25 protein-coding genes are annotated in these 25,605 nt (G+C 68.0%); 19 read left to right on the top strand and 6 right to left on the bottom strand.

The features are described 5' to 3' along the window. Positions 1-75: 75 nt before the first annotated feature. The 3 genes from C3L37_RS09700 (at position 76) to C3L37_RS09710 (ending at position 3,395) form a co-directional block, all read left to right on the top strand. Entirely contained in the window at positions 76-1,503 is a 1,428-nt protein-coding gene (locus tag C3L37_RS09700) for an NCS2 family permease (protein ID WP_129114407.1), read from the top strand. Between the two features lie 112 nt (positions 1,504-1,615). Then, positions 1,616-3,022: an aryl-sulfate sulfotransferase gene (locus tag C3L37_RS09705; RefSeq protein WP_129114408.1), complete on the top strand. Its 1,407-nt coding sequence runs from the start codon at positions 1,616-1,618 to the stop codon at positions 3,020-3,022. Positions 3,023-3,128: 106 nt separating this feature from the next. Next, a complete protein-coding gene (locus C3L37_RS09710; protein ID WP_129114409.1) occupies positions 3,129-3,395 on the top strand; it encodes a glutathione S-transferase N-terminal domain-containing protein in 267 nt (88 codons plus the stop codon). A gap of 3 nt (positions 3,396-3,398) precedes the next feature. Here the strand turns inward: C3L37_RS09710 and C3L37_RS09715 are convergent, their stop codons facing one another. Next, positions 3,399-4,370: a transcriptional regulator gene (locus C3L37_RS09715; protein ID WP_129114410.1), complete on the bottom strand. Its 972-nt coding sequence runs from the start codon at positions 4,368-4,370 to the stop codon at positions 3,399-3,401. A 146-nt stretch (positions 4,371-4,516) separates the two neighbouring features. Here C3L37_RS09715 and C3L37_RS09720 point away from each other — a divergent pair, with 146 nt between their 5' ends. Further along, complete coding sequence (locus tag C3L37_RS09720; RefSeq protein ID WP_129114411.1) at positions 4,517-5,836, top strand: tRNA(Ile)(2)-agmatinylcytidine synthase; 1,320 nt, start codon at positions 4,517-4,519, stop codon at positions 5,834-5,836. A 188-nt stretch (positions 5,837-6,024) separates the two neighbouring features. After that, complete coding sequence (locus tag C3L37_RS09725) at positions 6,025-6,246, top strand: DUF7511 domain-containing protein (protein ID WP_129114412.1); 222 nt, start codon at positions 6,025-6,027, stop codon at positions 6,244-6,246. 79 nt (positions 6,247-6,325) lie between these two features. Here C3L37_RS09725 and C3L37_RS09730 read toward each other — a convergent pair whose 3' ends face one another. Continuing rightward, the gene (locus tag C3L37_RS09730) at positions 6,326-7,408 is read right to left on the bottom strand and encodes a pyridoxal-phosphate dependent enzyme (protein ID WP_129114413.1); all 1,083 of its coding nucleotides are present in this window, start codon (positions 7,406-7,408) and stop codon (positions 6,326-6,328) included. Positions 7,409-7,481: 73 nt separating this feature from the next. Then, the gene (locus C3L37_RS09735; protein WP_129114414.1) at positions 7,482-8,438 is read right to left on the bottom strand and encodes a succinylglutamate desuccinylase/aspartoacylase family protein; all 957 of its coding nucleotides are present in this window, start codon (positions 8,436-8,438) and stop codon (positions 7,482-7,484) included. A 112-nt stretch (positions 8,439-8,550) separates the two neighbouring features. On the opposite strand from C3L37_RS09735, the gene C3L37_RS09740 reads away from it, so the two are divergent. Together C3L37_RS09740 and C3L37_RS09745 are read left to right on the top strand one after the other, a co-directional pair. After that, positions 8,551-9,228, top strand: a complete 678-nt coding sequence (locus tag C3L37_RS09740) for a DUF7504 family protein (protein ID WP_129114415.1) — start codon at positions 8,551-8,553, stop codon at positions 9,226-9,228. Next, a complete protein-coding gene (locus C3L37_RS09745) occupies positions 9,225-11,351 on the top strand; it encodes a caspase family protein (RefSeq protein WP_129114416.1) in 2,127 nt (708 codons plus the stop codon). Before C3L37_RS09740 ends, C3L37_RS09745 begins: the two co-directional genes overlap by 4 nt. On the opposite strand, the gene C3L37_RS25290 is transcribed toward C3L37_RS09745, so the two are convergent. Beyond that, positions 11,348-11,479, bottom strand: a complete 132-nt coding sequence (locus tag C3L37_RS25290; RefSeq protein ID WP_267195310.1) for a DUF7503 family protein — start codon at positions 11,477-11,479, stop codon at positions 11,348-11,350. The two genes, C3L37_RS09745 and C3L37_RS25290, sit on opposite strands and share 4 nt — an antisense overlap. A gap of 146 nt (positions 11,480-11,625) precedes the next feature. Between C3L37_RS25290 and C3L37_RS09750 the strand changes: the two genes are divergently transcribed. Together C3L37_RS09750 and C3L37_RS09755 are read left to right on the top strand one after the other, a co-directional pair. Continuing rightward, complete coding sequence (locus tag C3L37_RS09750; RefSeq protein ID WP_129114417.1) at positions 11,626-12,945, top strand: MFS transporter; 1,320 nt, start codon at positions 11,626-11,628, stop codon at positions 12,943-12,945. 71 nt (positions 12,946-13,016) lie between these two features. Next, the gene (locus tag C3L37_RS09755; protein WP_129114418.1) at positions 13,017-13,307 is read left to right on the top strand and encodes a DUF7536 family protein; all 291 of its coding nucleotides are present in this window, start codon (positions 13,017-13,019) and stop codon (positions 13,305-13,307) included. A gap of 55 nt (positions 13,308-13,362) precedes the next feature. Here the strand turns inward: C3L37_RS09755 and C3L37_RS09760 are convergent, their stop codons facing one another. Beyond that, entirely contained in the window at positions 13,363-14,586 is a 1,224-nt protein-coding gene (locus C3L37_RS09760; RefSeq protein WP_129114419.1) for a potassium channel family protein, read from the bottom strand. Between the two features lie 441 nt (positions 14,587-15,027). Between C3L37_RS09760 and citZ the strand changes: the two genes are divergently transcribed. The 10 genes from citZ (at position 15,028) to C3L37_RS09810 (ending at position 24,259) form a co-directional block, all read left to right on the top strand. Then, a complete protein-coding gene (gene citZ / locus C3L37_RS09765; RefSeq protein WP_129114420.1) occupies positions 15,028-16,173 on the top strand; it encodes a citrate synthase in 1,146 nt (381 codons plus the stop codon). A gap of 92 nt (positions 16,174-16,265) precedes the next feature. After that, positions 16,266-16,646: a hypothetical protein gene (locus C3L37_RS09770; RefSeq protein ID WP_129114421.1), complete on the top strand. Its 381-nt coding sequence runs from the start codon at positions 16,266-16,268 to the stop codon at positions 16,644-16,646. Positions 16,647-16,760: 114 nt separating this feature from the next. Then, positions 16,761-20,501, top strand: coding sequence for a PAS domain S-box protein (locus C3L37_RS09775; RefSeq protein WP_129114422.1), 3,741 nt, complete (start codon positions 16,761-16,763; stop codon positions 20,499-20,501). A 111-nt stretch (positions 20,502-20,612) separates the two neighbouring features. After that, positions 20,613-20,924: a HalOD1 output domain-containing protein gene (locus C3L37_RS09780; RefSeq protein WP_129114423.1), complete on the top strand. Its 312-nt coding sequence runs from the start codon at positions 20,613-20,615 to the stop codon at positions 20,922-20,924. Between the two features lie 48 nt (positions 20,925-20,972). Then, positions 20,973-21,155 (top strand): DUF7576 family protein, encoded by a 183-nt coding sequence (locus C3L37_RS09785; RefSeq protein ID WP_129114424.1) that lies wholly within the window; start codon positions 20,973-20,975, stop codon positions 21,153-21,155. A gap of 50 nt (positions 21,156-21,205) precedes the next feature. Then, complete coding sequence (locus tag C3L37_RS24315; RefSeq protein ID WP_164974728.1) at positions 21,206-21,355, top strand: hypothetical protein; 150 nt, start codon at positions 21,206-21,208, stop codon at positions 21,353-21,355. A 79-nt stretch (positions 21,356-21,434) separates the two neighbouring features. Beyond that, positions 21,435-21,848, top strand: a complete 414-nt coding sequence (locus C3L37_RS09790) for a gamma-glutamylcyclotransferase family protein (RefSeq protein ID WP_129114425.1) — start codon at positions 21,435-21,437, stop codon at positions 21,846-21,848. Positions 21,849-22,048: 200 nt separating this feature from the next. Beyond that, a complete protein-coding gene (ilvA, locus tag C3L37_RS09795; protein ID WP_129114426.1) occupies positions 22,049-23,260 on the top strand; it encodes a threonine ammonia-lyase in 1,212 nt (403 codons plus the stop codon). 307 nt (positions 23,261-23,567) lie between these two features. Beyond that, complete coding sequence (mntA, locus tag C3L37_RS09805) at positions 23,568-24,056, top strand: type VII toxin-antitoxin system MntA family adenylyltransferase antitoxin (RefSeq protein ID WP_129114428.1); 489 nt, start codon at positions 23,568-23,570, stop codon at positions 24,054-24,056. Next, positions 24,053-24,259 carry a DUF86 domain-containing protein gene (locus tag C3L37_RS09810; RefSeq protein WP_228546189.1) on the top strand — a complete coding sequence of 69 codons (207 nt, stop codon included), beginning with the start codon at positions 24,053-24,055 and terminating at the stop codon, positions 24,257-24,259. Before mntA ends, C3L37_RS09810 begins: the two co-directional genes overlap by 4 nt. A gap of 425 nt (positions 24,260-24,684) precedes the next feature. On the opposite strand, the gene C3L37_RS09815 is transcribed toward C3L37_RS09810, so the two are convergent. Next, complete coding sequence (locus tag C3L37_RS09815) at positions 24,685-25,557, bottom strand: SDR family oxidoreductase (RefSeq protein WP_129114429.1); 873 nt, start codon at positions 25,555-25,557, stop codon at positions 24,685-24,687. Positions 25,558-25,605: the final 48 nt, after the last annotated feature.

Consider the following 25,605-nt stretch of genomic DNA (forward strand, 5'->3'; position numbering starts at 1 on the left):
ATTATGCGCAGCCCGGTGTACATCTCCGTGCTTCTGGATGAAAATACTTAAATAAGCAATGCAGGTATGACCAACATGGCGATCACGGAAGCCCTCGAACGACGCTTCGACTTCGAGGGGCACGACACCGACCTGCGGACCGAACTCGTCGCGGGCGTGACGACGTTTCTCGCGATGTCGTACATCGTCGTCGTGAACCCCGCCATCCTCGCGGAAGCGATCGAGATCCCCGGATACGAACAGGGCGAGGTGTTTCAGATGATCGCCATCGCGACGATCCTCGCGTCGGCCATCGGGACGCTCGTGATGGCGCTGTACGCGAACCGGCCGTTCGGCCTCGCGCCGGGGATGGGGTTGAACGCCTTCTTCGCGTTCACGGTCGTCATCTCGCTCGGCATTCCGTGGCAGACTGCGCTCGCCGCGGTGTTCGTCGAGGGAATACTCTTCATCGTCATCACCGCGGTCGGCGCGCGAAAGCGCATCATCGAACTGTTTCCCGAACCGGTCAAGTTCGCCGTCGGGGCCGGCATCGGCGTCTTCCTGCTCTTCATCGGGCTCCAGGAGATCGGGATCGTCGTCGCCGACGACTCCACGCTCGTCACGCTCGGCAGCGTGGCCTCGAACCCCTCCGCCGTCCTCGGCGTCGCCGGCCTCGCGCTGACGCTCGTCCTGTGGACGCGCGGGGTGACCGGCGCGATCGTCTTCGGCATCCTCTCGACGACGGTCGTCGCGTGGGCGCTCACGCTCGCGAACGCCGTTTCTGCCGGGACGCTCGTCCCCGAGGACGCCGCCGCGGCCGTTCGATCCGGCGGCGCTGCGGGCTTCGTCTCCGACGCCCAGTTCGACATCTCGCCGCTGGCCGGGGCGTTCGTCGAGGGCCTCCGCGACGTCGATCCGCTGACGTTCGCGCTCGTCGTGTTCACGTTCTTCTTCGTCGACTTCTTCGACACCGCCGGGACGCTGATCGGCGTCGCGCAGTTCGGCGGCTTCCTCGACGAGGACGGCGACCTCCCCGAGATCGAAAAGCCGCTCATGGCCGACGCGGTCGGCACCACCGCCGGCGCGATCCTCGGCACGTCGACCGTGACGACGTACATCGAGTCCTCGACCGGCGTCGAGGAAGGCGGCCGGACCGGCTTCACCGCGCTCGTCGTCGCCGGGTTGTTTCTCCTCTCTTTGCCCGTCGTTCCCCTCATCTCCGCGATTCCGACCTACGCCTCGTTCATCGCGCTCGTCGTCGTCGGCGTCATCATGTTTCAGGGCGTCGTCGACATCGACTGGCACGACCCGGCGTGGTCGGTCTCCGCGGCGCTCACGATCACCGTCATGCCCCTCACGTACTCCATCGCCGAGGGGCTCGCCGCTGGGATCATCAGCTACCCGGTCGTCATGGCGGCGAACGGCGATGCGGGCGACGTCCGCCTCGGCCAGTGGGTGATCGCCGCGGCGCTCGTCGGGTACTTCTACGTCCAGACGAGCGGCATGCTCGCCGGCGCGGTCTGAGCCGCGCCGATTCCGTCCGCTGTGCGGCCCCGCCGACGATCGAGGCGCTTTCTCTCACCGGTCGCCGGAGCGTACCACAAAAGTTTCAACAACTGGACTATCTTCTCCGCCCGTGAACTCCTCGCTGCCACCGCGGCGCTGGCTCCTTCGCGGGCTGGCGCTCCTGGCCGTCCTCGCCCTCCTCTCGCCGGCCGGCGTCGCCGCCGTCACCGACTCGTCGTCAGACCACGCCGACCTCCAGCGCGGGACGATACAGAGCCCCGCCGACGGCGAGACCGTCGTCTCCGTCCAGGGTTTCCACTTCGAGGGCCGAGACTCCGAGAAGAAGCCGGCTCGCCTCGTCTCCGTCGGCGAACGGGGGGAGACGGAGTGGGTGTACAACGGCTCGAAGCGCGGCGCGACGTGGTTCTACGACGTGGATCCGATGCCGAACGGCAACCTGCTCGTCACCTCCACGAAGCCCGGAACAACGCTCGTGTACGAGTTGGACCCCGAGACGAAAGAGCGCGAGTGGGAGGAGGAGTTCGACCTCGAAGACACCCACGACGTGGCGCGGCTGAGCGAGGACGAACTCGTCGTCGCCAACATGCGCCAGTGGGACGAGGGGTACGACACGAGCAACGATCGGGTCTTCGTCTACAACCGGACGACGGGGGAGATCACGTGGGAGTGGTACTTCAAGGATCACTACCCCGAGTCGACCGACGGCGGGATGAACGAGGACTGGAGCCATGTCAACGACGTCGACGTGCTCGACGACGAGCGCCTGCTGCTCTCGCCGCGGAACTTCGATCAGGCGATCATCGTCGACCGCGAGACGGGTGAGATCGAAGAGCGGCTCGGCGAGGACGACGACCACGACGTGCTGAACGAACAGCACAACCCCGACTACCTCGAAAGCGAGGACGGCGCGCCGACGATGCTCGTCGCCGACTCCGAAAACGACCGCGTCGTCGAGTACGCGAAAGAGGACGGGGAGTGGACGAAGACGTGGGAGGTCGGCGGGCCGGGTCAGCTGAACTGGCCGCGCGACGCCGACCGCCTGCCGAACGGTAACACGCTCATCACGGACACGCTCAACCACCGCGTCATCGAGGTGACGCCGGAGGGCGAGATCGTCTGGGAGTACTACGCGACGTGGGGGCCGTACGACGCCGAACGCGTCGAACACGGCCCCGAGTCGAACGGGCCGACGATCGCCGACATGGAGGCGCAGGGCACCTACGACGTGCGCGGCAGCGCCGGACTCCGGCCCGGAACCGGCGACAGGCTGCCCTTCGCCGTGCGGGTGGAAGCGACGTTCTCGGAGACGCCGCTCGAAGGGCCGATGGTCGAGTTCGCCCGGACGTGGTCGCACGTCACCCCGTGGATCCAGCCGACGTGGATGACCAGTTGGGACTTCGCGTTCGCCGTCTTCGGCCTCCTGACCGCGCTCGGCTGGGGCGCGGTCGAGGTCGTCTACCAGCGGCGTCGGCTCCTCGACCGCGCCCGGACCGTCGCCGCGCGAATCCGAGCGTGAGGCGCGGGCGTTCGGGGGCGCGTCGGGACGCCGAGGGGCGCGAGCGGCGCGCTCGGGGCGCACACTACCGTCGCATTCTTAACGCGCACACCCTTACGTGCCGCCGATGTCGCAACTCGTCCTGTACGAACTCGACGGCTGCCCCTTCTGCGCGAAGGTGAGGAACAAGCTGGCGGAACTCGGACTCGAATACGACTCCCGAACCGTCCCCCGCGCCCGCTCGGAGCGGACCGAGGTGAAGGAGATCAGCGGACAGACGGGCGTCCCGGTGCTCGTCGACGAGGAACACGGCGTCGAGGGGATGCCGGAGAGCGACGACATCGTCTCGTACCTCGAAGAGACGTACGGGTCGGGCGTCGAAAACGCGGCGTAACGCCTACCCCTCGACCGGTTCCCGCGCCCGCTCGCGGATGAGATCGCGGATCTCGTCGGGGTCGTCGATCCCGGCGAGTTCCTCGCAGCTGACGAGGGCGGTTCCCTCGACCGCCTCGCGCTTCGAACGCTCCTCGGTGAAGTAGACGGAGCGGGTCCGCGCGACGCGGCTGATCGAGGACATGATCCGCGCGCGCTTTTCGGCGCTCCGCGTGAACGCCGAGTGGCCCGTCAGCAGGTTCTCCTCCTTGCGGTCGCTGTCCTCGCCGACCGCCTTGAAGGGCGCGCGGGCGGTCGGGTGGACGGTAAAGCCCGCCCGCGTCAGCACGGAGACGACGTGTTCGTCGTCGGGGTCCGCGGCGGGCGCTTCGGGCGTCGGCTCCGCGTCGCGGACCTCCTCCGCGCCCTCCATCACGTCGACCGGACTGCTGAACGGACGCTCGAACAGCTCTTCGAGGTGGATTGCGACCTCGATGCTGGCGTTCATGCCGTCCTCGTACTTTGAGACGGTCCGGCGGGAGACGCCGAGTTCGGTCGCCAACCGCCCCAGGCTCCAGCCGCGACGCTCGCGCTCGTCGGCGAGCAGGTCGCCGTCGATGTTGACGTAGAGTCCGCCGGGTGCCGCGTAGATGAGCGGCGGGACGCCCTCGACGAAGAGGTCCATGGCGGTGTCGGGGTTGAGTACCGGCACGCCGTGGCGGAAGTAGACGACGCCCGGCTTGAGGTCCTCGTCGCGGGTTCTGAGCCCGACGACCATCGGCGTCGCCGACAGGTACAGCCCGAGCCGGCGCATCTCCGCGCCCGTCTCGCCGTCGAACGCGTCGATGTTTCCGAGGATCTTCACGAGGACGAGGTCCTCGCCGCGTCGGGCGGCGAGGTCGAAGCTCTTCGGTCTGATCGCACAGCGGTCGCTCACCGCGAAGCCGGCGTCGCGCAGCATGGCTGCGACGTTTCCGACGAGAGCGGACCGGGACATACCGGATAATAAGCCGTTCCGCGCATATATGTGTTGTGTCGGCCGTTCGGAGCCCCGTCTCCCGATTCGTTCCGCGAGCGGGAATAGAGTTAAATACCGGAGTCGAACGCGAAAGCGCCTTTTCGCCCGACAGGCTACACCACGCCATGACGGTCATCGGTCTCGACGACACGGACTCCCGCGAGCGGGGGATGTGCACGACGTACGTCGCGACGCGCGTCGCCGAGGCCGTCCGCGGGGCCGGCGGCCGGGTGCGCGAACTGCTCCTCGTCCGGCTCAACCCGGCGGTGGAGCACAAGACCCGCGGGAACGCCGCGCTCGCGATCCACGCCGACATCGACCCCGACGAGGCGTTCGCGCTCGCCGCCCGCGAGCTCGACCGCCTCGCGGAGACGGACGACGCCCGAACGAGTCCGGGCGTCGTCGTCGCCGACGGCGATCCCGCGGCAGTCCCCGACGCCGTCTCCGACTTCGCGCGCCGCGCGGTTCGCGAACTGCACGCCGTCGACGACGCCGTTTCGCTGCTCGACGCCGCCGGCTACCGCCACCGCGGTTGGAAGGGGGGCCGCGGTCGGATCGGCGCGCTCGCCGCCGTCGGGGCGGACGCGGCGTTCGACGAGTGGACGTACGAGCGCATCTCCTACCGCGAGCCCGGCCGCTGGGGCACCCCCCGCGACGTCGACGACGCGTCCGCGTTCTCGGCCGCGGCGGACGGGTACCCGGCGGTCTGGGACACGGTCGATCGGGTCGAAGGGGAACTCGTCTGCGTCCCGCACACGCCGTGTCCCATCCTCCACGGCGTCCGCGGGGACGACCCGGACGCCGTCCGCGCCGTCGCCGAAGCCATCGACGGCGAACCCGCGGAGCGGACGGCGCTGTTCCGGACGAATCAGGGGACGGACGCCCACCTCCGCCCCGGAACGCTCGACGGAGTCGGATCGTCGGCGAAACGCGGGAAACGCGGCCCAGCCTCCCCCGAACCGGTCGAGGACGGTCGCGCCTACCGGCTCACGGGGACCGTTTCGGACGCGCCTAAAACGCGGCCCGGCGGACACGTGTTCCTGACGCTCGTCGTCGACGGGGGAGACCTCCCCTGCGTGGCGTTCGAGCCGACGAAGCGGTTTCGCGACCGCGTCCGGGCGCTCCGCTCCGGCGACCGGGTGACCGTCTGCGGCGAAGTCCGCGACGGGACGCTCAAGCTGGAGAAATTCGCCGCGCGCGCGCTCGTGCGGACGAAACTGGTCACGCCGGACTGTCCGGACTGCGGGCGAACGATGAAGAGCGCTGGCCGGGGGCAGGGGTACCGCTGCCGCGAGTGCGGAACGCGCGCGCCCGATCGGGTCGAGGCCCCGCTCGATCGCGACCTCGACCTCGGGTGGTACGAGGTCCCGCCGTGTGCCCGTAGACACATCGCGAAGCCGCTCGTCCGCGGCGGCTTCGACGCGCCCGTCCACCCGGAGCGGTAGGGTCGGCATGTCGGACGCTTTCGCCCCGTTAGCCTCCGTTTACGGCGTCATAACGGGTCCGTTAACCGGAACGTTGCGCCGCGCGCCGCCGCTTAGGCTCTCTATACCTAAGGGACTCCCGAGCGGTTGTCTCGTCGTGAAGTGCGGGCTTCGGCGGTCGGCGTCGGAGCGGCCGGGAGCTAATCCACATGAGTGCCCCTGACAACACAAGCGAAGTCGAAGCGACTGGCGCGTACCGCGATGCACTCGACCGCTGGCCGGTGTTCGACGTCGAGTTCGTGCTCGAATCGGACGACCACGGCCGCGACCAGTGCACGCTGTATCCGCGCGAAGCCTCGGAGGAGGAGATCCTCACGAGCTGGATCTCCGCCGACGAGGGATCGTTTGTCAGCCTCGTCGACGTCCGATAACCGCGACCCGCACGGAACAGTTGCATTCCCCCGGTCGCGCGCTTCGGCGATCGAAGCCGCGCGACCATTCCCCTTTCCCTTACCCTTTGAGCCCGCTCCCGGTGAGCGGCACGACCACGTCGTCGTCGGCGTCGACGACGCCGCGTTCGCGGTACTCGCGCAACGCCGCGGGCGCGACCGCGCAGGTCGGTTCGACGTAGAAGCCGCGGTGGTGAAGCCGGTCCAACTCGCGCTTCGTCGCGTCCGAGCCGACCGCGATCGCGTCCCCGTCGGTCGCCGTTATCGCCTCTCTGATCTCCGCCTCGCGGACGGGCGCTCGAATCCGAACCCCGTCGGCGACGTCGTTGTTCCCGGCGGCGTCCTCGGAGCCGTGCAACTCGGCGGCGATCGGCGCGTACCCCGCCGCCTGCGCGCCCAGGAGTCGGGGCATCCCGTCCGTCCACCCCGCGTCGAGGAGCGCGCGGAACCCGCGGTAGGCCCCGAGAAAGAGCGTCCCGTGCCCGAGCGGCGCGACGACCGCGTCGGGGACGGACCAGTCGCGCTCCCGTGCGATCTCGTGGGCGACGGTCGCGGTGCCGGCGAGGAACGCCGGGTTCCACGCGTGGCTGGCGTACCACCCGTCGCCGGCCCGGACGGCCTCGACGCAGGCGTCCGTCACGTCCTCGCGCGATCCGTCGACGCGGACGGGCGTCGCGCCGGCGCGCTCTATGGCGCGGAGCTTCGACGCCTTCGCCGACGCGGGGACGTACACGTCGGCGTCGAGCCCCGCCCGCGCCGCGTAGGCGGCGATCGCGGCCCCGGCGTTGCCCGAGGAGTCCTCGATCACCTTCTCCGCGCCGAGTTCGACCGCCCGGGAGAGCGTCGTCGTCGCGCCGCGGTCCTTGAAGCTCCCGGTGGGGAAGACGTACTCCAGCTTGAACGAGGCGTCCCACGCGGGCGCGTCGACGAGTGGCGTCATCCCCTCGCCGAGGGTGACGCGCGGCGCGATCGGGACGAAGTCCTCGAACGCCCAGAGGCCGCGGCGACCGTCGACCGACGCGGGGTCGGGCGCGGGGCCGTCGGGCCGGGGTTCGTCGGCGAATTCGAGCGGCGCGCCGCACTCGCACCGCCAGCGATCCTCGTAGCTCCGTCCGCAGTCGGGACACGCGAGCGCTGTTGGCACGAGCGGACGGAGGCGGGCGGTGGACCAGAAGCTGGCGGTTCTCGATCGATCAGGGGGAGTCGGCGTCGGACGATCAGTAGGTGTCGACCTCGGTGCCGACGGAACAGACGTACTCGCCGGTCGCAACCTGCGGCAGCCGACGGGTGCGCCAGAACACGCCGTCGTTGTCGGCCGTCACGCGTCCCTTCAGCCGGCCAAACACGTCCGTGACCTCGAACAGCGTCTCCCCGGCCCGCACGCTGTCGCCGAGATCCTTCCGAAAGTCGACGAGGCCGCCCGTCGGCGAACCGTACTGGTCGAACCCCTTCGCGCGCGTCTGGCGCTCCCGCTCGACGTCGCCGTCGAGGAAGCCGTAGCGTCTGAGGACGTTGAACACGCCGCGGACGCCCAGCCGGATGCTCTCGTCGTCCCAGCCGACGCAGCCGCCGAGCTCCGGATCGATCGTCGGGATGCCCTGATCGGGGCCGACGCGGGCGAGCTGCCCCTCGGGCCCCTTCTGGTCGAGGACGTACCCGCAGCCGAACGTCTTCGCCAGTTCGAGACACTCGCGGTGCAGTCGGTGTCGCCGTCCGCAGCGCACCCGCACCTCGTTTATCATCCGGCTCGTCGAGCCCTGGTGGAGGTCCAAGACGAGATCCGCCCGCGTCGCGACGTCGAAGGTCGCGGCCGCGATGCGCTCGCTCGACGTCCCGTTCTCGTCGCCCGGGTACGTCCGATTCATCTTCGTGTCGTCGACGGGGTTGCGGTGCTCGGCCACCTGAAACGCGTGGTAGTTGACGATCCCGACGACCAGCACCGTCCCCGCCACCTCCGTCGGATCGAGCCGCGGGACGACCCGTCGGACGACGCCGACGCCGTTGAGTTCGTCGCCGTCGCTCGCCGCCTGCACGTACAGCGTCTTGCCCTCTCGCTCGCCGTTGATGACGGCGACCGGCAACCCGATCGGGCTGCCGTCCCGGGATTCGCCCACCTCTAATCGGCCCGTATCGACCTCGCCTGGGGCCGCGCTCGCGCTTCCGAGCGTCGTCATTACCCGATTGACGAACGCGGCCGCCTTTAGGGGTTCGGTCCCCGCTCGCAGTCGTGCGGTTCCGGTCGAGCCTGCGAAAGATTTATGATATTGTGCTTATATTTCGTCACAAATGTGGACCGAGTCGACGTTCCGTGACGCCGAGGAGGGGGTCACGCTCGGCGCGGTGCTCTCGCGGCTCAAGCGGAACGGGTGCAACCTGCTCGTGACCGGCGCGGTCGCCGAGACGGCCTCCGCCCGGGCGACTCGGCGCTTGCTCGGCTCGCCGACCGAGCACCGCGAACGGATCATCGTTCTCACGGACTCGTCGAGAGACCTGCTCGACGAACGGCTCCCCGCCGGCGTGACGCTCGATCACCCGCACGTTCGACTCGTCGACCGGCGCGGCGGGGAGCGATCGTGCGTCAGAAAGGGATCGGGTGCCGACCCCGCCGCGGGAGACGATTCGCTGGCTCATCTCCAGCGTCAGCTCGTTCGGTTCGTCGGCGAACTGGACCACGAGTCTCTGTCGCCGGCGACGCTCCGGCTGTCGCTCGACTCCCTCAGCGCCGTCCTCGAACGGTACGACGAGGAGACCGTCGTGCGGTTCCTCCGCGTCGTCACCGCGCTGGTTCGCGGCGCGCGCGGGATGGGACACTTTCACCTTCCGCTCCCGGACGACGACCCGCAGGTTCGGTCGCTGGCACCGCTCTTCGACGCGCGCGTCGAACTCCGTCGGCGCGGGTCGATGCAACCCGAACAGCGTTGGCACGTCCCCGAGTACGGCGTCACCGAGTGGGTAGGAATATGACGTCGGACGACGCCACCTTCGCGGCGGTGCGGTTCGAGGCGCTCTCCGATCGGCCGGGAATCCGCCTCGTCGACGACATCGAGAACGCGCGCTTCGAGGTGTACGCGGCGGATCCGATCGACCCGACGGAGACGCCGTCCGACGACTTTCTCTTCCCGATCGACCTCGCGGTCTCCTTCTCGACCGCGACGCTGACGATTCCGAAACTGTCCACCGTCGTCGTCCGCGACGCTGACGGACGGACGGTGTCGCAGTCGTCGAATCGCGAGGAGGTCGCGCTGGAACCGGGTTCGTACTGCGTCGAGATCACCACCGCGCCGGTGAAGCTGTACGTCGCGGTCGAAAGCTCCGTCGCCGTCCGGTACGACGACGGCCGGACGGTTCTCGCGTTCGCCGGTCCCACGCCGGTGACGATCGGCGCGCGGTCGTTCCACGAGAAGCCGGCGGGGACGGTGACGACCCCGGCAGATCCGGAGTCGCTGATGGACGCGGTGTCCTTGCTCGGATCGGCCCTGCAGACCACCTCGCCGGAGCGCTCGTTCCCGACCCTTCGCGGGCACCCGCCGCTCTTCGAACTCGGCGACCGCTTCGAGGTGCCCGATCGCGTTCGACCGCCGGACACGGGCGTCGAGATCGTCCTCCCACGGCGACGCGACGCGGTCTTCGCGTCGGCGTCGCTGGCGTACTACCTCGGCGCGGCGGTCGTCCCCGGAACAGAACCCCGGCTTCGGGGCGACGGGTGGCAGCACCCGTTGGCGGACGGGGTCGACCTCGAAACGGGCATCGGGCGGGCGCTCCGGCAGGCGTTCTTCCTCGACTGTCTCGCCCGGACCGAGGGGTACTACCCCGTCGATCTCCACGAGCGGTCGGTCGTCGAGCGCGCCTTCGACCTCGACTTCCCCGCGCTGTACGAGCTGGCGCTCGACGAGCGGCTCGGGGAGTACTTCTCCGTCCCGTTCGACGACCTCGAACCGCACCTGCCGGAGTGGAGCCTGACGACCGACGTTCGGCCCACCCCGGAGAACGTCGAGATGCTGCCGTTTCTCGCCAACGACCTCTCGCTCATCCGGTGCCCGTCGGAGGCGGCGGAGCCGCCGAAGCCCGAACCGCAGGCGGTGACGGACTTCCTCCGCGACGGGCCGGCAGCGGCCGCCGCGGGCGACTTCCTCCGGAGCGAGGGGGAGGCGGCCCGGATCGACCCCGACAGCATCGTCCAGCCGCGGTCGACGGAGACGATGGAACACGCGTGGGTCGGCGACGGGTACCCCCTCGGGACGAGCAAGGCGACCCCCGAGTCGTACCGGCGGCGGCTCACCCGCGACGTGACGGAGCGGACGAGCATCGAGATCACCATCGTCTGCAACGACGAGGAGATGCGCGACGAGGGCGTCGTCGCGGACCTGTACGGACAGCGCGACCTCCTCCAGTTCGACGTGGAGATCCACCACGACCTCTCCGTGGCCGAGATGGAGGCCCTGCTGCGCGAGCCGACGAACTTCCTCCACTACATCGGCCACGTCGACGACGACGGGATCAAGTGCTCGGACGGCTTCCTCGACGTCCGCTCGATGGAGGGCGAGGTCGCCGTCGAGTCGTTCCTCCTGAACGCCTGCCGGTCGTACCAACAGGGCCACGCCCTCATCGAGCGCGGCAGCTACGGCGGCGTCGTGACGCTCGTCGAGGTGGCGAACCTCCCGGCGACGAAGCTGGGACAGCTACTGGCGCGGCTGCTGAACTGCGGGTTCAGCCTGCGCTCCGCCATGTCGGTCGCCAAAGAAGAGGTGCTGGTCGGACACCAGTACATGGTTCTGGGGGACGGGGGGACGGTGTTGTGTCAGAGCGAGAGTGGTGTCCCCGCCGTTGTTCATGTAAGCACTGACGAAGAGAACGAACAACACTCAGTTCATATTCGATACTACCCGTCGCAACACTTTGGTATTGGTTCGCTTATGATCCCCTATATTAATGACTCTTCTGTGTATTACATAGGAACAGGAGATACCGAGGAATTTGAAATATCAACTGAACAGTTAATAGAGTTCCTTGATCTAGAGATATTACCACTGAAGATTAAAAACTCTCTATACTGGTCAAACGAAGTATGCAAAGACGATTTCGTTTAGGGTCCGTTGATTGCGCCAGCGTGATTCGCCACCGTCGTCCCCGCCTGCGACACTAACAACGTCATCGCGAACAGGACGCCGATCATTCGTGGGTGCTCGCGCAGGTACGCCCGCAATTTCTGACTCATGGTACGTCCGGATACTCTCCGCAGGTGAAAATTAATTTATTTAAATAAATCATTCAATACAGAATTTAATCGAATACAATAAATATTGGACAACATAACATCTCCGTACCCGAACTGTTTTGATCGACGGCTGAAACACCACTCACATGCAGAAACGGGACGTCGGTGCGTTGACGGCGTTCCGACAGTTCTTCGCGCTCCGCGGCGACGTGCTCGTCCTGTCGGTTGCGATGTTCGCGTTCAGCCTCGGCTTTCAGATGACCGGCCGCTACATGCCGCGGTACATGAGCGTGCTCGGGGCGGGGCCGGTCGCCATCGGGCTCTACGGGACCGTGGGGAACCTCATCAGCGCCGTCTACCCGTACCCCGGCGGCGCGCTGTCGGATCGGATCGGTTCGCGCGTCGCGCTCACGCTGTTCGGCCTCGCCTCCACGCTCGGGTTCGTGCTCTGGTTCTTCGCCGAGGCGTTCGGAATCCTCACCGTTCCGGCGCCGTCGGCCGGTCCGCTCCGCCTCGACCCGATCGTCCTCCCCGTCGGCGTCTTCCTCGGACTGTTCCTCTCGCAGGCGTGGAAGTCGTTCGGGCTCGGCGCGACGTTCGCGATCGTAAAACAGAGCGTCCCGCCGGAGCGCCTCGCGACCGGCTTCGCCAGTACCGAGACGTTCCGCCGGACGGCGTTCCTCCTCGGCCCGCTCCTCGCGGCGGCGCTCTTGGCGTCGTTCGCCTTCGAGACGGGATTCAGGTACGTCCTGCTCGCGGCCGCCGGCTTCGGTCTCGTCGCTACCGTCGCACAGCACGTCCTCTACGACGCGTCGGAGGACTCGCTTGGGAAGTCGTTCGCCGGCGTCGGGGCGCTCCTCTCCGACCTCCGCGAACTGCCGCGGCCGCTGCGCCCGCTGCTCGTCGGCGACACGCTCGTCCGCTTCGCCAACGGGATGGTGTACGCCTTCTTCGTCATCGTCGTCGTCGACTTCCTCTCCGTCGGCGTCGCACTCCCGGCCGTCGGGAATCTCAATCCGGACTCGTACTTCGGCGTCCTGCTCGCGCTGGAGATGGCCGTCGCGCTTTTAGTGATGGTTCCGGTGGCGAAGCTCGCCGAGCGCGTCGGCCTGAAACCCGTCGTCGCGCTCGGGTTCGCCGTCTACGCCGCGTTTCCGGCGCTGCTCATCGCGTCACCGCCGAACGCCGCCGTCCTCGCGGCGCTGTTCGCCTTCTCCGGCCTCCGGTTCGCGGGCCTGCCGGCGCACAAGGCGCTCATCGTCGGACCGGCCGAGCGAAACGAGGGCGGTCGGGTCGTCGGCTCGTACTACCTCGTGCGGAACGCGATCGTCATCCCGAGCGCGGCCGTCGGCGGTCTCCTCTACGACGCCTCGCCGACGCTCGCGTTCGGCGTCGCGACCGCCGTCGGGGTGATCGGCACGGCCTACTTCCTCGTCTTCGGCGAGGAGTTCGACGCGTACGCGTGACGCCCGTCGCCTTCGGCGTGACGCGCGCGCGACAACGATGAAAATTTGATCCCCCGCTCCGATCTCCACCCGTGAGCGACGACGTTCCGGAGCGCCCGCCGGCCCGAGGACTGCTCGACGCGCTGTCCGTCCGCCGAAACGCGAAGATCGGCGCGGCGGTCGGTCTCCTCGTGGCCGTCTCGGCGTACCTCTTCCGGGTGTTCGAGGTGATCGGTCCGTTTCCGGGCACGCAGGAGTTCTTCTTCTTCGGTCCCGGCGTGTGGTTCCTCCTCCTCGCGTTCGTCCTCGCGACGACGAGCGCGATGCTCGTCGCGGCGGCGCTGACGGTCGTCTCGATCTATCGACTCGCTCGGGAGTTGTGAGCGCGGTCGATCGTCGCGGGGGGAGGCGACTCGCCACGCCGACCCGCGGCGTCCCCTACTCGTCGTACTCCTGGGGGTCGCCGGCCAGATCGCCGAGCCGCTCGGCCGCGGCGCGCGTCCCCTTCGCGAGGAGGACGTCTCCCGCGTGAAGCTCCGTCCGCGGGCCGGGCGAAACGACCCACTCGCCGCCGCCTTCCGTCGCCCCCTCGGGCCGACGGACCGCGATGACCCGCATGCCGGTTTCCGTCTTCACCATCCGGTCGCCGAGCGTCGCGTCCGCCAGCGCGCTCCCCGGCGCGACGGTCAGCCGGACGATGATCTCGTCGCTCTCCTCGACCGCGGCGGCGACGACGGGGTGGGTGTCCAGCCCCCGGAGGACGCCCTCGCTGATCTCGAGCGCCGCGTCGCTTATCACCTCCGTCGCGTGCGCGAGGTGCATCAGCCCGCGGAGCGAGATCGGATCCTCGACGCGGCTCGCCGCGCGGAGCGTCCACGCCTCGAACCGCGATTCGAGCGCGTCCATCTCCGCTTCGAGTTCGCTCACCTCCTCGGCGACGCCTTCGCTGTCGAACAGCACCGCGCCGTAGGCGAGGTCGACCGCGAGTTCGCTGATGTTCTTCATCAGCACGATGGAGTCGACGGCGCGTTCGAGGTCGTCGATGGCCGGCTCGGGTGCCCTCGGCGGCTCGTACGGCGCGCCGGTCGCGGTCTCGTACACGGTCGCGAGCCCCTCTTCGAGGCCGCGCAGGAGGACGACGTCGTTCGCCTCCAGCGTCGTCTCGTGGTCCGGGTTCGTGATCCAATCGCCCGCCCGTCGGATGGCGATGACGCGGACGCCCGTCTCCGTCTCCATGTTGATCTCTTCGAGGGATCGGCCGGCGTACGGCGACGCCGGATCGACCGCCCCGCGGACGAGCGTCTCGACGGCCTCCGGGAGCGCCGCGCGCATCGCGTCGGGGAGGCCGATGTCTTCGAGGACGATCTTCGCGATGTCGCCGGCGGCGTCGCTGATCTTCTGGGCGGCCCCGACGACGCCGAGGACCGGCGCGAGCGCCTCCGCGTCGTCGGGCGTCCGCGCGGCCATGAGGAGGCTCATCCGCGCGCGGAGCTGGAGGATCTCCATCCGTTCTTCGAGCGCCAGCACCTCTTCGGCGATGTCGTCGCTGCCGTGCAGCACGGCCGAGTAGGAGAGGTCGATGAGGAGTTCGGCGGTGTCTTTCATCTCCGCGAGAACCTCCTTGACGCTGACCGGCTCGTACGCCACGTCCCCGGGGTCCATACCGCGCAGTTTCGCCCGGGATGGGAAAAGCGCTTCCCACCGACCTTTTGCGCTGCGGGGTGGCGAAGCCACCCCTCGGCAAAAGGTCGATCAAAATCCTCGTCGCTCCCTCCGGTCGCTCCTCGGTCCGCTCGTTCACTCCCTTCGGTCGTTCACTCGCGGTACAAAAACTCGCACACAGCAGCAGCCGGCTGGAGTCCGTGACCTCTCCTTTACGGCGATCTCTCCCGGCGCTTGCAAGCCACCCTCGTAGCGGGATTCTACTGTACGAAAATCGCTTCGCGATTTTCGGCCGACGACTGAACGGAGGGACGGCTCCGCCGCCCCGGAGTGAAGGAGGAGGCTTTTGGTCGAGCTTTTGCCGAGGGGTGGCGAAGCCACCCCGCAGCGCAAAAGGTCGAACGATAACGCTTTTTTGAGAGGGTCTGGAACTGACCACGTATGGCAGACGACGTTAAGCGGGGGCTGGAAGGCGTGCTTGTCACCGAGTCCGAACTCAGCCACATCGACGGCGACGCGGGCCGGCTGATCTACCGCGGGTACGCCATCGAGGACCTCGCGCGCGGGGCGAGCTACGAGGAGGTGTTGTACCTGCTGTGGCACGGCGAGTTGCCCACCCGCGACGAACTCGACGAGTTCGAGGCGTCGATGGTCCCGGAGCGCGCGCTCGACGACCGCCTCCTCGACGTCGTCCGCGAACTCGCCGAGGCCGGCGAGAACCCGATGGCCGCGCTGCGAACGGTCGTCTCCAACATGTCCGCGTACGACGACGAGTCCGGTTTCGACGCGGACCGCGTCGCGGACCGCGAGGCGAACGTCCGCAAGGGCCGCCGCATCACCGCTAAGATCCCCACCGCGCTGGCCGCGTTCAACCGCGTCCGGAACGGCGAGGAGCCGGTCTCCCCGCGGGACGACCTGGGCCACGCCGCGAACTTCCTCTACATGCTCAACGGCGAGGAGCCGGACGACGTGCTCGCCGAGACATTCGACATGGCGCTCGTGCTCCACGCCGACCACGGGCTGAACGCCTCGACGTTCTCCGCGATGGTCACCGCCTCCACGCTCTCCGACCTCCACAGCGCCGTCACGAGCGCGGTCGGTACCCTCGGCGGCTCGCTCCACGGCGGCGCGAACCAGAACGTCATGCGGATGTTGAAGGAAATCGACGAGAGCGACAAGGAGGCCGTCGAGTGGGTGACTGACGCGCTCTCGGAGGGCCGTCGCGTCCCCGGATTCGGTCACCGCGTCTACAACGTCAAGGATCCCCGCGCGAAGATCCTCGGCGAGAAGTCGGAGGAGCTCGGCGAGGCCGCGGGCGACATGAAGTGGTACGACTACTCCGTCGCCATCGAGAAGTACATCGGCGAGGAGAAGGGACTCGCGCCGAACGTCGACTTCTACTCCGCCTCCACGTACTACCAGATGGGGATCCCCGTCGACGTCTACACGCCCATCTTCGCACTCTCCCGGGTCGGCGGCTGGATCGCCCACGCGCTCGAACAGTACGAGGACAACCGGTTGATCCGCCCGCGGGCGCGGTACGTCGGCGACGAGGATCGAACGTTCGTTCCGATCGACGACCGGTAAGGATCGTATCGTCTGCCGTTCTCTCCCGAGAGATCTCTCACCGCTTGCGACGCGTTCGCACATTTACGTCCACCGAGGGCGTCCCTTCGATCATGGGGCGCATCGCTCTCGGAGCGTTCGCCGTCCTCGCGGCGGCGGTGTCGCTCGCCGCGCACGCGTGGTTCGCCTACGCGGCGTCGATTGCGCTGGACGTCGATCCGCTCGTCCTCGGCGGAGCCGTGCTGCTGCTCGTCGTCTCGGCACTCCGACGCGCCTTCTCCGCGATCGAAGCGACCGACCCCGAGATCTGGTCGGTCCCCCTCGGACCGACGCTCGGTCGAATCGTCGGCTTCAACGCCGTCGCGCTGCTCGCGTATCGGCTACTCCCCGCGGCGCTGGTCCGGGGCGGCGTCTCGCTCGTCGTCGGCGCGACGGGTGCGTATCTCGTCCTCGCGACCGCCGAGTCGATCCTCGGGCGGCGGTCTCCCACGTGAGACGCCGGACGCACGTCTCGTCCGCGCGATTTTCGCGGATTTTCGTATTATTTAGCGTATAAAATTTAACAACCGCCGAGGCTATCCCCGTCGGGGTCCAATCTCGGATCGTTTATGTATTCGTCCCCGCGGTCGGTCGAAAACCAGTTCCGCGCGCTCGTCGAGAGCGCCGACGGATACGCCGTCTTCACGCTCGACCGGGAGGGGAACGTCGCGTCGTGGAACCCGAGCGCAGAGTTGCTCGTCGGCTACCGCGACGAGGAGGTGGTCGGCGATCAGCTCCCGTCGCTCTTCCCGTCGGACGCCGAACGGGACGCGATTCTGGCGGATCTCGACCGCGACGCGGCCGAGGAACCGCTCGAACGGGAGGTCTGGTTGCACCGGAAGGACGGAACGCGGTTCCGAGCGCGCGTCGCGCTTCGCGCGGAGCGCGACGACGACGGCTCGTCGCTCGGATGCGTCGTGCTCGTCAGGGACGTCACCCGGCGGTCGGACGAGGCGCGGGAACTCGAACGGTACCGCGCGCTCGTCGACGCCGCGAGCGACGGGATCTACCAGTTGGACTCTGACGGGCGGTTCGTCGTGGTGAACGACGTCATCGCCGCGATCACCGGCTACGATCGGGACGAGCTCATCGGCGCGCCCGCCTCGGTGCTCATCGACGCCGCGGACGTCGATCGCGTGCGAGGCACGATCCGCGAACTGCTCGCGGCCGGGGAGACGGCGTCCGGGCCGATCGAACTCGACGTTCGGACGGCGTCCGGGGAGACGATCCCGTGCGAACTCAGGCTTCGTCTGCTCCTGTCCGACGAGGGGTTCGAGGGGAGCGTCGGCGTGGTCCGCGACGTCTCCCACCGACGTCGCCGGGAGCGCGAGATCCGCCGCGAACGCGAGCTCACGGACCGCCTGCTGGAGACGGTGCCGGTTCCGCTGACCGTCCACGACGCTGACGGCGCGATCGTGCGGGCGAACCGACGCGTGCAGGAACTGTTCGGACTCACGGAAGCGGAGTTCGTCGAACGCCCTCCGATCGAGTACTGGCGGGTGTTCGACCGAGACGGCGAGCCGCTCTCGCCGAACGAGTTCCCCGTCGAACGGGTCCGCGCGACCGGCGAGCCGGTGTTCGGTCAGGAGATCGCGTTCGAGTCGCCCGACGGGGACCGACTGTGGTTCCTTGTCGACGCCGCGGGCGTGCGGGACGCCGACGGGAACCTCGAACGCATCGTCGTCGCGGGGGAGGAGATCACCCGACACAAGCGGTACCAACGAGAGCTCGAGCGTCGACGCGAGCGGGAGCTCGAACGGTACGAGACGACGGTCAACGCGGTCTCAGACGGGATCTACGCGCTGGACGACGCGTCTCGGTTCGTGCTCGTCAACGACGCGTACGCCTCGATGACGGGTTACGATCGCGAGGAGCTGATCGGAAAGGCCGCGGCCGACGTGACGGGCGCGGAAGTCGGCGTCGAAGCCGAGCGCATCCGGGAACGGTTGGGAACCGACCGCGAGGTCGTGACGTTCGAGGCGGACCTCCCCACCGTCGAGGGAACGACCGTCCCGATCGAGGCGCGCCTGGCGTCGTTCTCGCTCGGAGGTGACCGGTACGGACGGGTCGGCGTCGTGAGAGACGTCACCGAACGCCGATGGTTCGAGGGGACGCTCGCCGCCCTCAACGGGGCGACCCGCGATCTGCTTCAGACGGACTCGGCGGACGACGTGTGCGAACGCGCCGTCGACACCGCCGTGGCGCTCCTCGACCTTCCCGGTGCCGCGGTCCTCCTTCTCGACGACGACGGATCGCTGCGTCCCGGCGCGTGCTCGACCTACGTGGTCGACCTCCTCGGGGAGGAGCCGGTGATCGGACCCGACGACCCCGCGATATCCTGGGAGGCGCTTCGTCGGGGGCGGACCGTGACCGTCGACGACGTTCGGGAGTCCACTCGTGCGTACCGCCGCGACACGCCGGTCAGAAGCGGTATCTGGCACCCGCTGGGCGATCGCGGCGTGTTCGTCGTCGTCTCCGAGGAGCGGGAGGCGTTCGACCGTCGACGTCGGCGGCTCGTGGAACTTCTCGCGGCGACGATCGAGACGGCGCTGGACCGCGTCGATCGGGACGCGCGCCGCCGCCGCCGCGAGGAGCAACTGGAGGCGCTGTCGGAGACGTCCGGCGCGCTCTTGGACGCCCAGCGCCCGCAGAACGTCTGCGATCTCGCGGTCGAAACCTCCCGAACGGCGCTCGGCCTCCCGATCGCCGCGATCGCGCTGTACGACGAATCGAGCGGGGCGCTCCGGACGCGCGCCCGTTCGCCGGGGGCGGACGCGGCGCTCGACGACGCGCTCCTCTTCGACCCCGAGGCCGATCTCGCCTGGCGTGCGTACGTCGAAGACCGACTGTGCGTCTTCTCGGAACTTCCGACGTCGGACCCGTCCGACCGTCCGGCGTCCGGCGTGGCGATCCTGCCGCTCGGCAGACACGGCGTCTTCGTCGTCGGGAGCGACGACGCGCCGAGCGACGACGCGACGCTCGCCGACCTGCTCGCCGCCCACACCGAGCCGGCCTTCGCGAAGATCCTCGCGGCGAACGCCGAGGCCGCGCTCGACCGGACGACGAGAGAGCAGCAGCTCGTCGAACGCGAGGCGCTGTTGCAGCGACAGAACCGGTCGCTCGAACGGCTGAACCGCGTCAACACCGTCATCCGACAGATTCACGAGTCGCTCGTGGACGCCGCGTCCCGCCGCGAGATCGAACGCGCGGTCTGCACCCGCCTTTCGACCGCTGGACCGTACGTCTTCGCGTGGATCGGCGAGTTCGATCCCGTCTCGGACGCCGTCACGCCGACGCACTGGGCCGGCGCTGAAGGGGGGTATCTGGATCGGATCCGGCCGACGGCCGACGACGACCCGCGGGGGGATCCGGTCGCGGCCGCGATCGATTCGCGTCGGCCGCAGGTCGTCGACGACGTGCTCGCCGACCCGCCGTTCGAGCCGTGGCGACGCGAGGCGCTCCGGCGCGGGTACCGATCGATGATCGCGCTGCCGATCCTGTACCGCGACACGCTCTACGGCGTGTTGGCGGTGTACGCGGACCGCCCCGGCGGCTTCGACGACCTGGAGCGCGAGGTGCTCCACGAACTGAGCGAGACGATCGCCCACTCGATCGACGCGCTGGAGAGTAAGCGGGCGCTGATCCGCGACAGCGTCGTCGAGATCGAGTTTCGTATCCGCGATCCGGCCGTGTCGTTTCTCGGGCTGACGTCGGAACTGGACGCCGACTTCGATCTCGTGAGCCTCGTCCCGGCTGCCGACGGGCGCGTTCGGGCGTTCTTCACCGTCGTCGGCGCGTCCTCGGCCGACGTCGTCTCGTTCGCCCGCGGGACGCTCGACGTGAGAGACGTCGCCCTCGTCTCCGAGCGCGGCGACGAAGGCCTCTTCGAGTGTCTCCTCGACGAGTCGAACCTGCTCGCCGTGCTGCTCGATCGGGGGACGGTGCCCGAGGCGTTCTCCGCGGCCGACGGCGAGGGTCGGGTCACCGTCACGCTGCCGCGGGACGCCGACGTCCGCCTGCTCGCCGGTGAGCTTCGGTCGAGGTACGCCGAGTCGGAACTCCTCGCCCGCCGCGAGCGCTCCGCGTCGGGCCACGCTTCCCGCGGGTTCGAAACGCGGTTCGACGAGCGACTCACCGACCGACAGCGGGAGGTGCTGCGAACGGCGTACTTCAGCGGGTTCTTCGAGACGCCGCGACTGGTTACCGGCGGGGACCTCGCCGGGCGACTCGGCATCGCACAGCCCACGTTCAACGGTCACCTCCGCGCGGCGTTGCGGAAGCTCCTCGACCTACTGTACGACGAGGACTGATCGACGGCCGCGCCGTCGATCCCTTCCATCGTAGCCCCCCGGCTACCCCGGCGGCTCTCATGCTAGCTGGCACGCTCATGGCCCCGTACCGCGTATCGCGCATCGAGTGGCATGGCTTCGAAGCGTGCGACCACCGAGTGGGGCGTTCCGGGCGATTCGGCGAGCTTCGCGGTGATCGCGGCGATCGCCGAGGTGGAAGGGGTCGATCCGACCGCTCTCGACCCCCTGCTCTACGACGCCGTCGACGCCGACGCGCTGGATCGGCTCTTCCGCGCGTCGGACCGTGGATCGACGCTGCTCGACGGCCGTCTGGAGTTCTCCGTCGCCGAGTACGACGTGACCGTCTTCGGGTGGGGCTCCGTCGCAGTCCGCCGCAGGGACGACGAGTCCGCGCGCACCACCGGGGAACCGACGCGCGAATGACCGCCGGCCGCCGATACAGGTACCGACCGAGAAACGGCGATCGAAACGGTGAAAGACGTGACGCCCTCGAAGACGGACGACACCGACGCGGACGACGGGTGTGCGACGTGCGGGGCGGCGATAGACGCGTCGAATCGGCACCCGATCGCGGCCGACTTCGGAGCCGACGGCGAAATCAGGATCCGCCTGTTCTGCTCGCAGGCCTGTAGGGATCGCTGGAACGCGCCGTGAATCGAACGGCGGCGACGCGCCGCCGAACCGACAACTCAGAGGCACACGAAATGGAAGACACACGGAAGGGAAGTTCACCGAACATCACGGCCACGTACACGGAGTATGTGAGCGGAAACGACGTCATCGCGTTCATCGTCGACGCGGACAACGACCGGGCGTGGGTCCAGTCGACGGTCGCGGTCCCCGTCGAACGCTGATCGCCCGACGAAACGATCGCGACGGCGCGATGGGCCGCACCGCCGAGAGGGTCTTGTCGCTCGCGCCCGTCCTCGGACCATGGACGTGTTCGTCTACGGTACGCTGACGGACCCGACGCGAGTCGCCGCGCTCGTCGACTCGTACGTGTTCGTCGGCCCCGCCCTCCTCCGGGGTTTCCACCCCGTCGAGGGACGGTATCCGACGCTCGCGCCCGGCGGCGAGGTCGCGGGACGGATCCTCAGAACCGAGGAGATCGACGCGATCGACGCCTACGAGGGCGTCGACCGCGGCCTGTACGCGCGCGTCGAGATCCCGTGGGCCGACGGCGGGGCGCCCGACGAGGGAGCGCCGGACGCGGTCGCCGCGTACGTCGGCGACCCGGAACGGCTCGGCGTCGCCGCCTCGGTCGAGTGGCCCGGCTCCGGACCGCTCGCCGAGCGGGTCGAGCGACACGTCGCCGACGCCGGCGCGACCGTACAGCCGATAGATTGATATGGACGACGGACGGCCGACGTGCGTCTGACGCGCGAATCACCGGGCCGCTGTCTCGCGGTTTCACTTTCACTCCGCGTGCCAGATGTTTATATATGCGGGGGTGCATAGGTTCGAGTGCGCGTCACGCGCGTGCATTCCCCCCTTTCCTGAGAACCTCGGAAAACAACGATTAACAATCACCGACAGGTATCTCACGTATGCTCTCGCTTTCGGACGTTCTGGACGCGCGGGATCGCGTCGAGGAGGTGGCGCGGCGGACGCCGTTGGAGTACTCGCACACCTTCTCGGAGTTGTCGGGGGCGTCGGTCCACCTCAAACTAGAGAACTTTCAGCGCACGGGGTCGTTCAAGATCCGCGGCGCGATGAATCGCATCACCACGCTCTCGGCGGCGGAGAAGGAAGCCGGGGTCGTGACGGCCAGCGCCGGCAACCACGCGCAGGGCGTCGCGCTCGCGGCCACGCGCGCCGGCGTGGAGTCAAAGATCGTGATGCCGAAGTACGCTCCGACCTCGAAAATCAAGGCGACCCGGCGGTACGGCGGCGAGGTGGTCCTCCACGGGATCGACTACAACGAGGCGCAGTCGAAAGCCCGCGAGATCGAACGCGAGGAGGGGCGAACGTACGTCCACGCGTTCGACGACGAACGCGTCATGGCCGGACAGGGGACGATCGGCCTCGAAATCCTGGAGGACTGTCCGGAGGTGGAGACGGTGATCGTTCCGATCGGCGGCGGCGGACTTATCTCGGGTATCGCCACGGCGCTGAAAGAACGGGACGACGGCGTCCGGGTGGTCGGCGTTCAGGCCGAGGGCGCGTCGAGCGTCGCGGACTCCCTCAACAAGGGTTCGATCCAGGAACTCGACAGCGTCGACACCATCGCCGACGGGATCGCGACGCGGTGCGTCGGCGAGCGGCCGTTCGAGGTGATCCGCGAGCGGGTCGACGAGGCCGTCACCGTCTCCGACGAGGAGACGGCCGTCGCGCTCACGTACCTGCTCGAACGGAGCAAGACGCTCGTCGAGGGCGCGGCCGCCGTCGCGCTGGCGGCGCTGCTCTTCCGGAAGTTCGACCACGACGAGGGCGAGGTCGTCGTGCCGGTGCTCAGCGGCGGCAACATCGACCTCAACACGCTCACGACCGTCGTCATGCGCGGGCTGGTCGAGACGGGCCGGTACCTGAAGATCCGGACCATCCTCAGGGACCGCCCGGGGGCGCTCGAGAACCTCCTCGAAATCGTCGCCGACCTGCAGGCGAACATCTACGCGATCCAGCACGACCGAACCTCGCGGGACATCGCGATGAGCGACACCGAGGTCGTCCTCGACCTCGAAACGCGGGGCGAAGAGCACGTCGAGCAGCTCCTCTCCGCCCTGCGGGAGCACGGCTACGAGGTCGACGTGCTGGTCTGAATCCGCTCGCGAGAATACCGAGAAACGTGAGGGGATGACCGGGAAAGCGGGCAAGCTTTTCTCCTGCGAACCGTCGGAGCAGTCCGTAGCTCAATACGTACGAGCGCACAACGTGAGCATATGCGACGTATCGTCCAAACCGAGGGCGTTCTCGGCGGCGCTCCCCGGATCGAAGAGACCCGTATCGGGGTTATTCACGTCAAAGAACGCGTGGTCGACGCCAGCGAGGATCCATGAGAGATCTACAAGGAACAGTGTACAAAGAGCACCTGCGTTTTTATATGGCCGGAGACCCTGATTTCGGGCAATGAGAACCGTTGAGTCGACCGCTGTCGACGCGTCCCTTGATCTCGACGCCCTCCTAGGCGTTCTTCGGGAGCATCCGGTCCAACTTGCGATTCTCTTCGGCTCACACGCGACCGAGACGACCCATTCAACAAGCGATATCGATCTCGCGGTCGAATTCGACGCTCAACGCCCGTCTGATCCGAGCTACAACGATACCTTCCTCGGATTGAGTGCTGATCTGAGTGACACACTCGGGACGGATGACGTGGATCTCGTCGATCTTCACGCAGCCTCGCCAGCACTCGCGGAGGCGATCTTCGAGAATGGTGTGCTTCTCATCGGCGATCAAGAGCACGCCGCCGAGCTTCGCCAGCAGGTAACGGCGACTGACACCGAGACGCAGTCACCGCGCGAACGGCTCGACGCGGCGCTGGCCAGGATCGACGCCCATCTTGATAGCGGTGAGGCGAGGGTGCCTGTATCCGGCGAATCGGAGAATGACGGATGACGACTGACGGCTTTCCAGCGGACCGCCTCAACAGGATTCTGACTGCTGTCGAGACCATCGAGGAGAGCCTCGGTGTGCTCGCTCGGAAGCAGCGTCTCAGTCGAGACGAATACAAGTCCGATTCAGATACTCGTGATATCGTCGAGCGTCGGTTCGTGAAGATGACTGAAGCCTCGATCGACATCGGTGCGCTCGACGACTGACTTCGTCGGCGAAGCGACTCGATCAGCGGACGGCCTCGTCGACACCACTGGGACCGCTAGTAATTGCTGGGATGTATGCCCACGAATTGATACACTGACCGTTCTGTTGCAGAATCACGAAGTGATTTATACGTTAGTTCGTAGGATTGCAACAGCATTTCCACGCAGAGTAAGAGGGAAGAAAGCCCTCGAACACTCGATATCCCGCGACCACGGGAAGCCGGTCCTGCTCGCTCGGTTGCGCGGGCTGCGACATCTCTGCCTTCGTTCGCTGGGCTCACGAAGACCACGCTGCGCGCCTTGTTACGTGCCCGATGGATGGATCTAATTTCTCGACCTATTCACGACCGCGCTCTCCCTCCGCCCCTTGGATAGCCCTGTTCGACGGCGAAGGCACGCAGTCGCTGCGTTGACCGGCCGACGGCTCACTCGTACGTCGGGACGTGCCCGCCGTCGAAGAGCAGGTCGCCGCCGTTGAGGTGGCGGGCGTGCTTCGAGAAGCCGAACGCGAAGAGGTTCGCCACCTCGATCGGTCTCATCATCTCCTTCACGCGCGAGCCGCCGAGCATCACGTCCTCGACGACCGCCTCCTCGGTGATGTCGCGCTCGCGCGCCGTATCCGGGATCTGACCGGTCACGAGCGGCGTGCTCACGTAACTCGTCGAGACGGTGAACGCGCGGATCTTCCCTTCGCCCTCGGCGGCGATGGACTGCGTGAGCCCGCGGAGGCCGAACTTGGCGGTGATGTACCCGACCTTGTCCTGCGTCGCGACGTGCCCGTGGATGGAGCACATGTTCCCGACGCAGCCGACGCCGTCGTCCGTCGCGCGGACGTGCGGCAGGGCGAGTTTCGTGAGCAACAGCGGCGCGCGGACCATCACGTCCTGCATCGTATCGTACGTCTCCATCGGGAACGACTCGATGGGGTCGATGTGCTGCACGCCGGCGATGTTCGCCACGTACCGGAGGTCGCCAGCGCCGGCGGCCGTCTCGACGACCCGTTCGACCGCGTCGTCGTCGGTCAGGTCCGCGACCGCCGTCCGAACCGCTCCGCCGGCGTCGAGCGCGTCCGCGAGGTCGTCGGCGAGGGCCGCGGTCTCCGACAGTCCCGCTTCGTCCACGTCGGTGCCGACGACGGTCAGCCCGTTGGCCGCGAGCGCGGCCGCGGTCGCCCTGCCGATGCCGGACGCCGCGCCGGTGACGATCGCGACGCTCTCCGGTCCGAAGCGGTCGTCGTCGAGTCGCAGGATCTCGTCCGCCGTCGGAGTCGCCGTCTCCGTGGGGTCGCGTTCTCCCATGCCGTGAGGGAACGCGAACCGCGGGTATCAAAGTGAGGGCGCTCGCGC

This window comes from Halegenticoccus tardaugens (genome assembly GCF_004116405.1).
Taxonomy (GTDB): domain Archaea; phylum Halobacteriota; class Halobacteria; order Halobacteriales; family Haloferacaceae; genus Halegenticoccus; species Halegenticoccus tardaugens.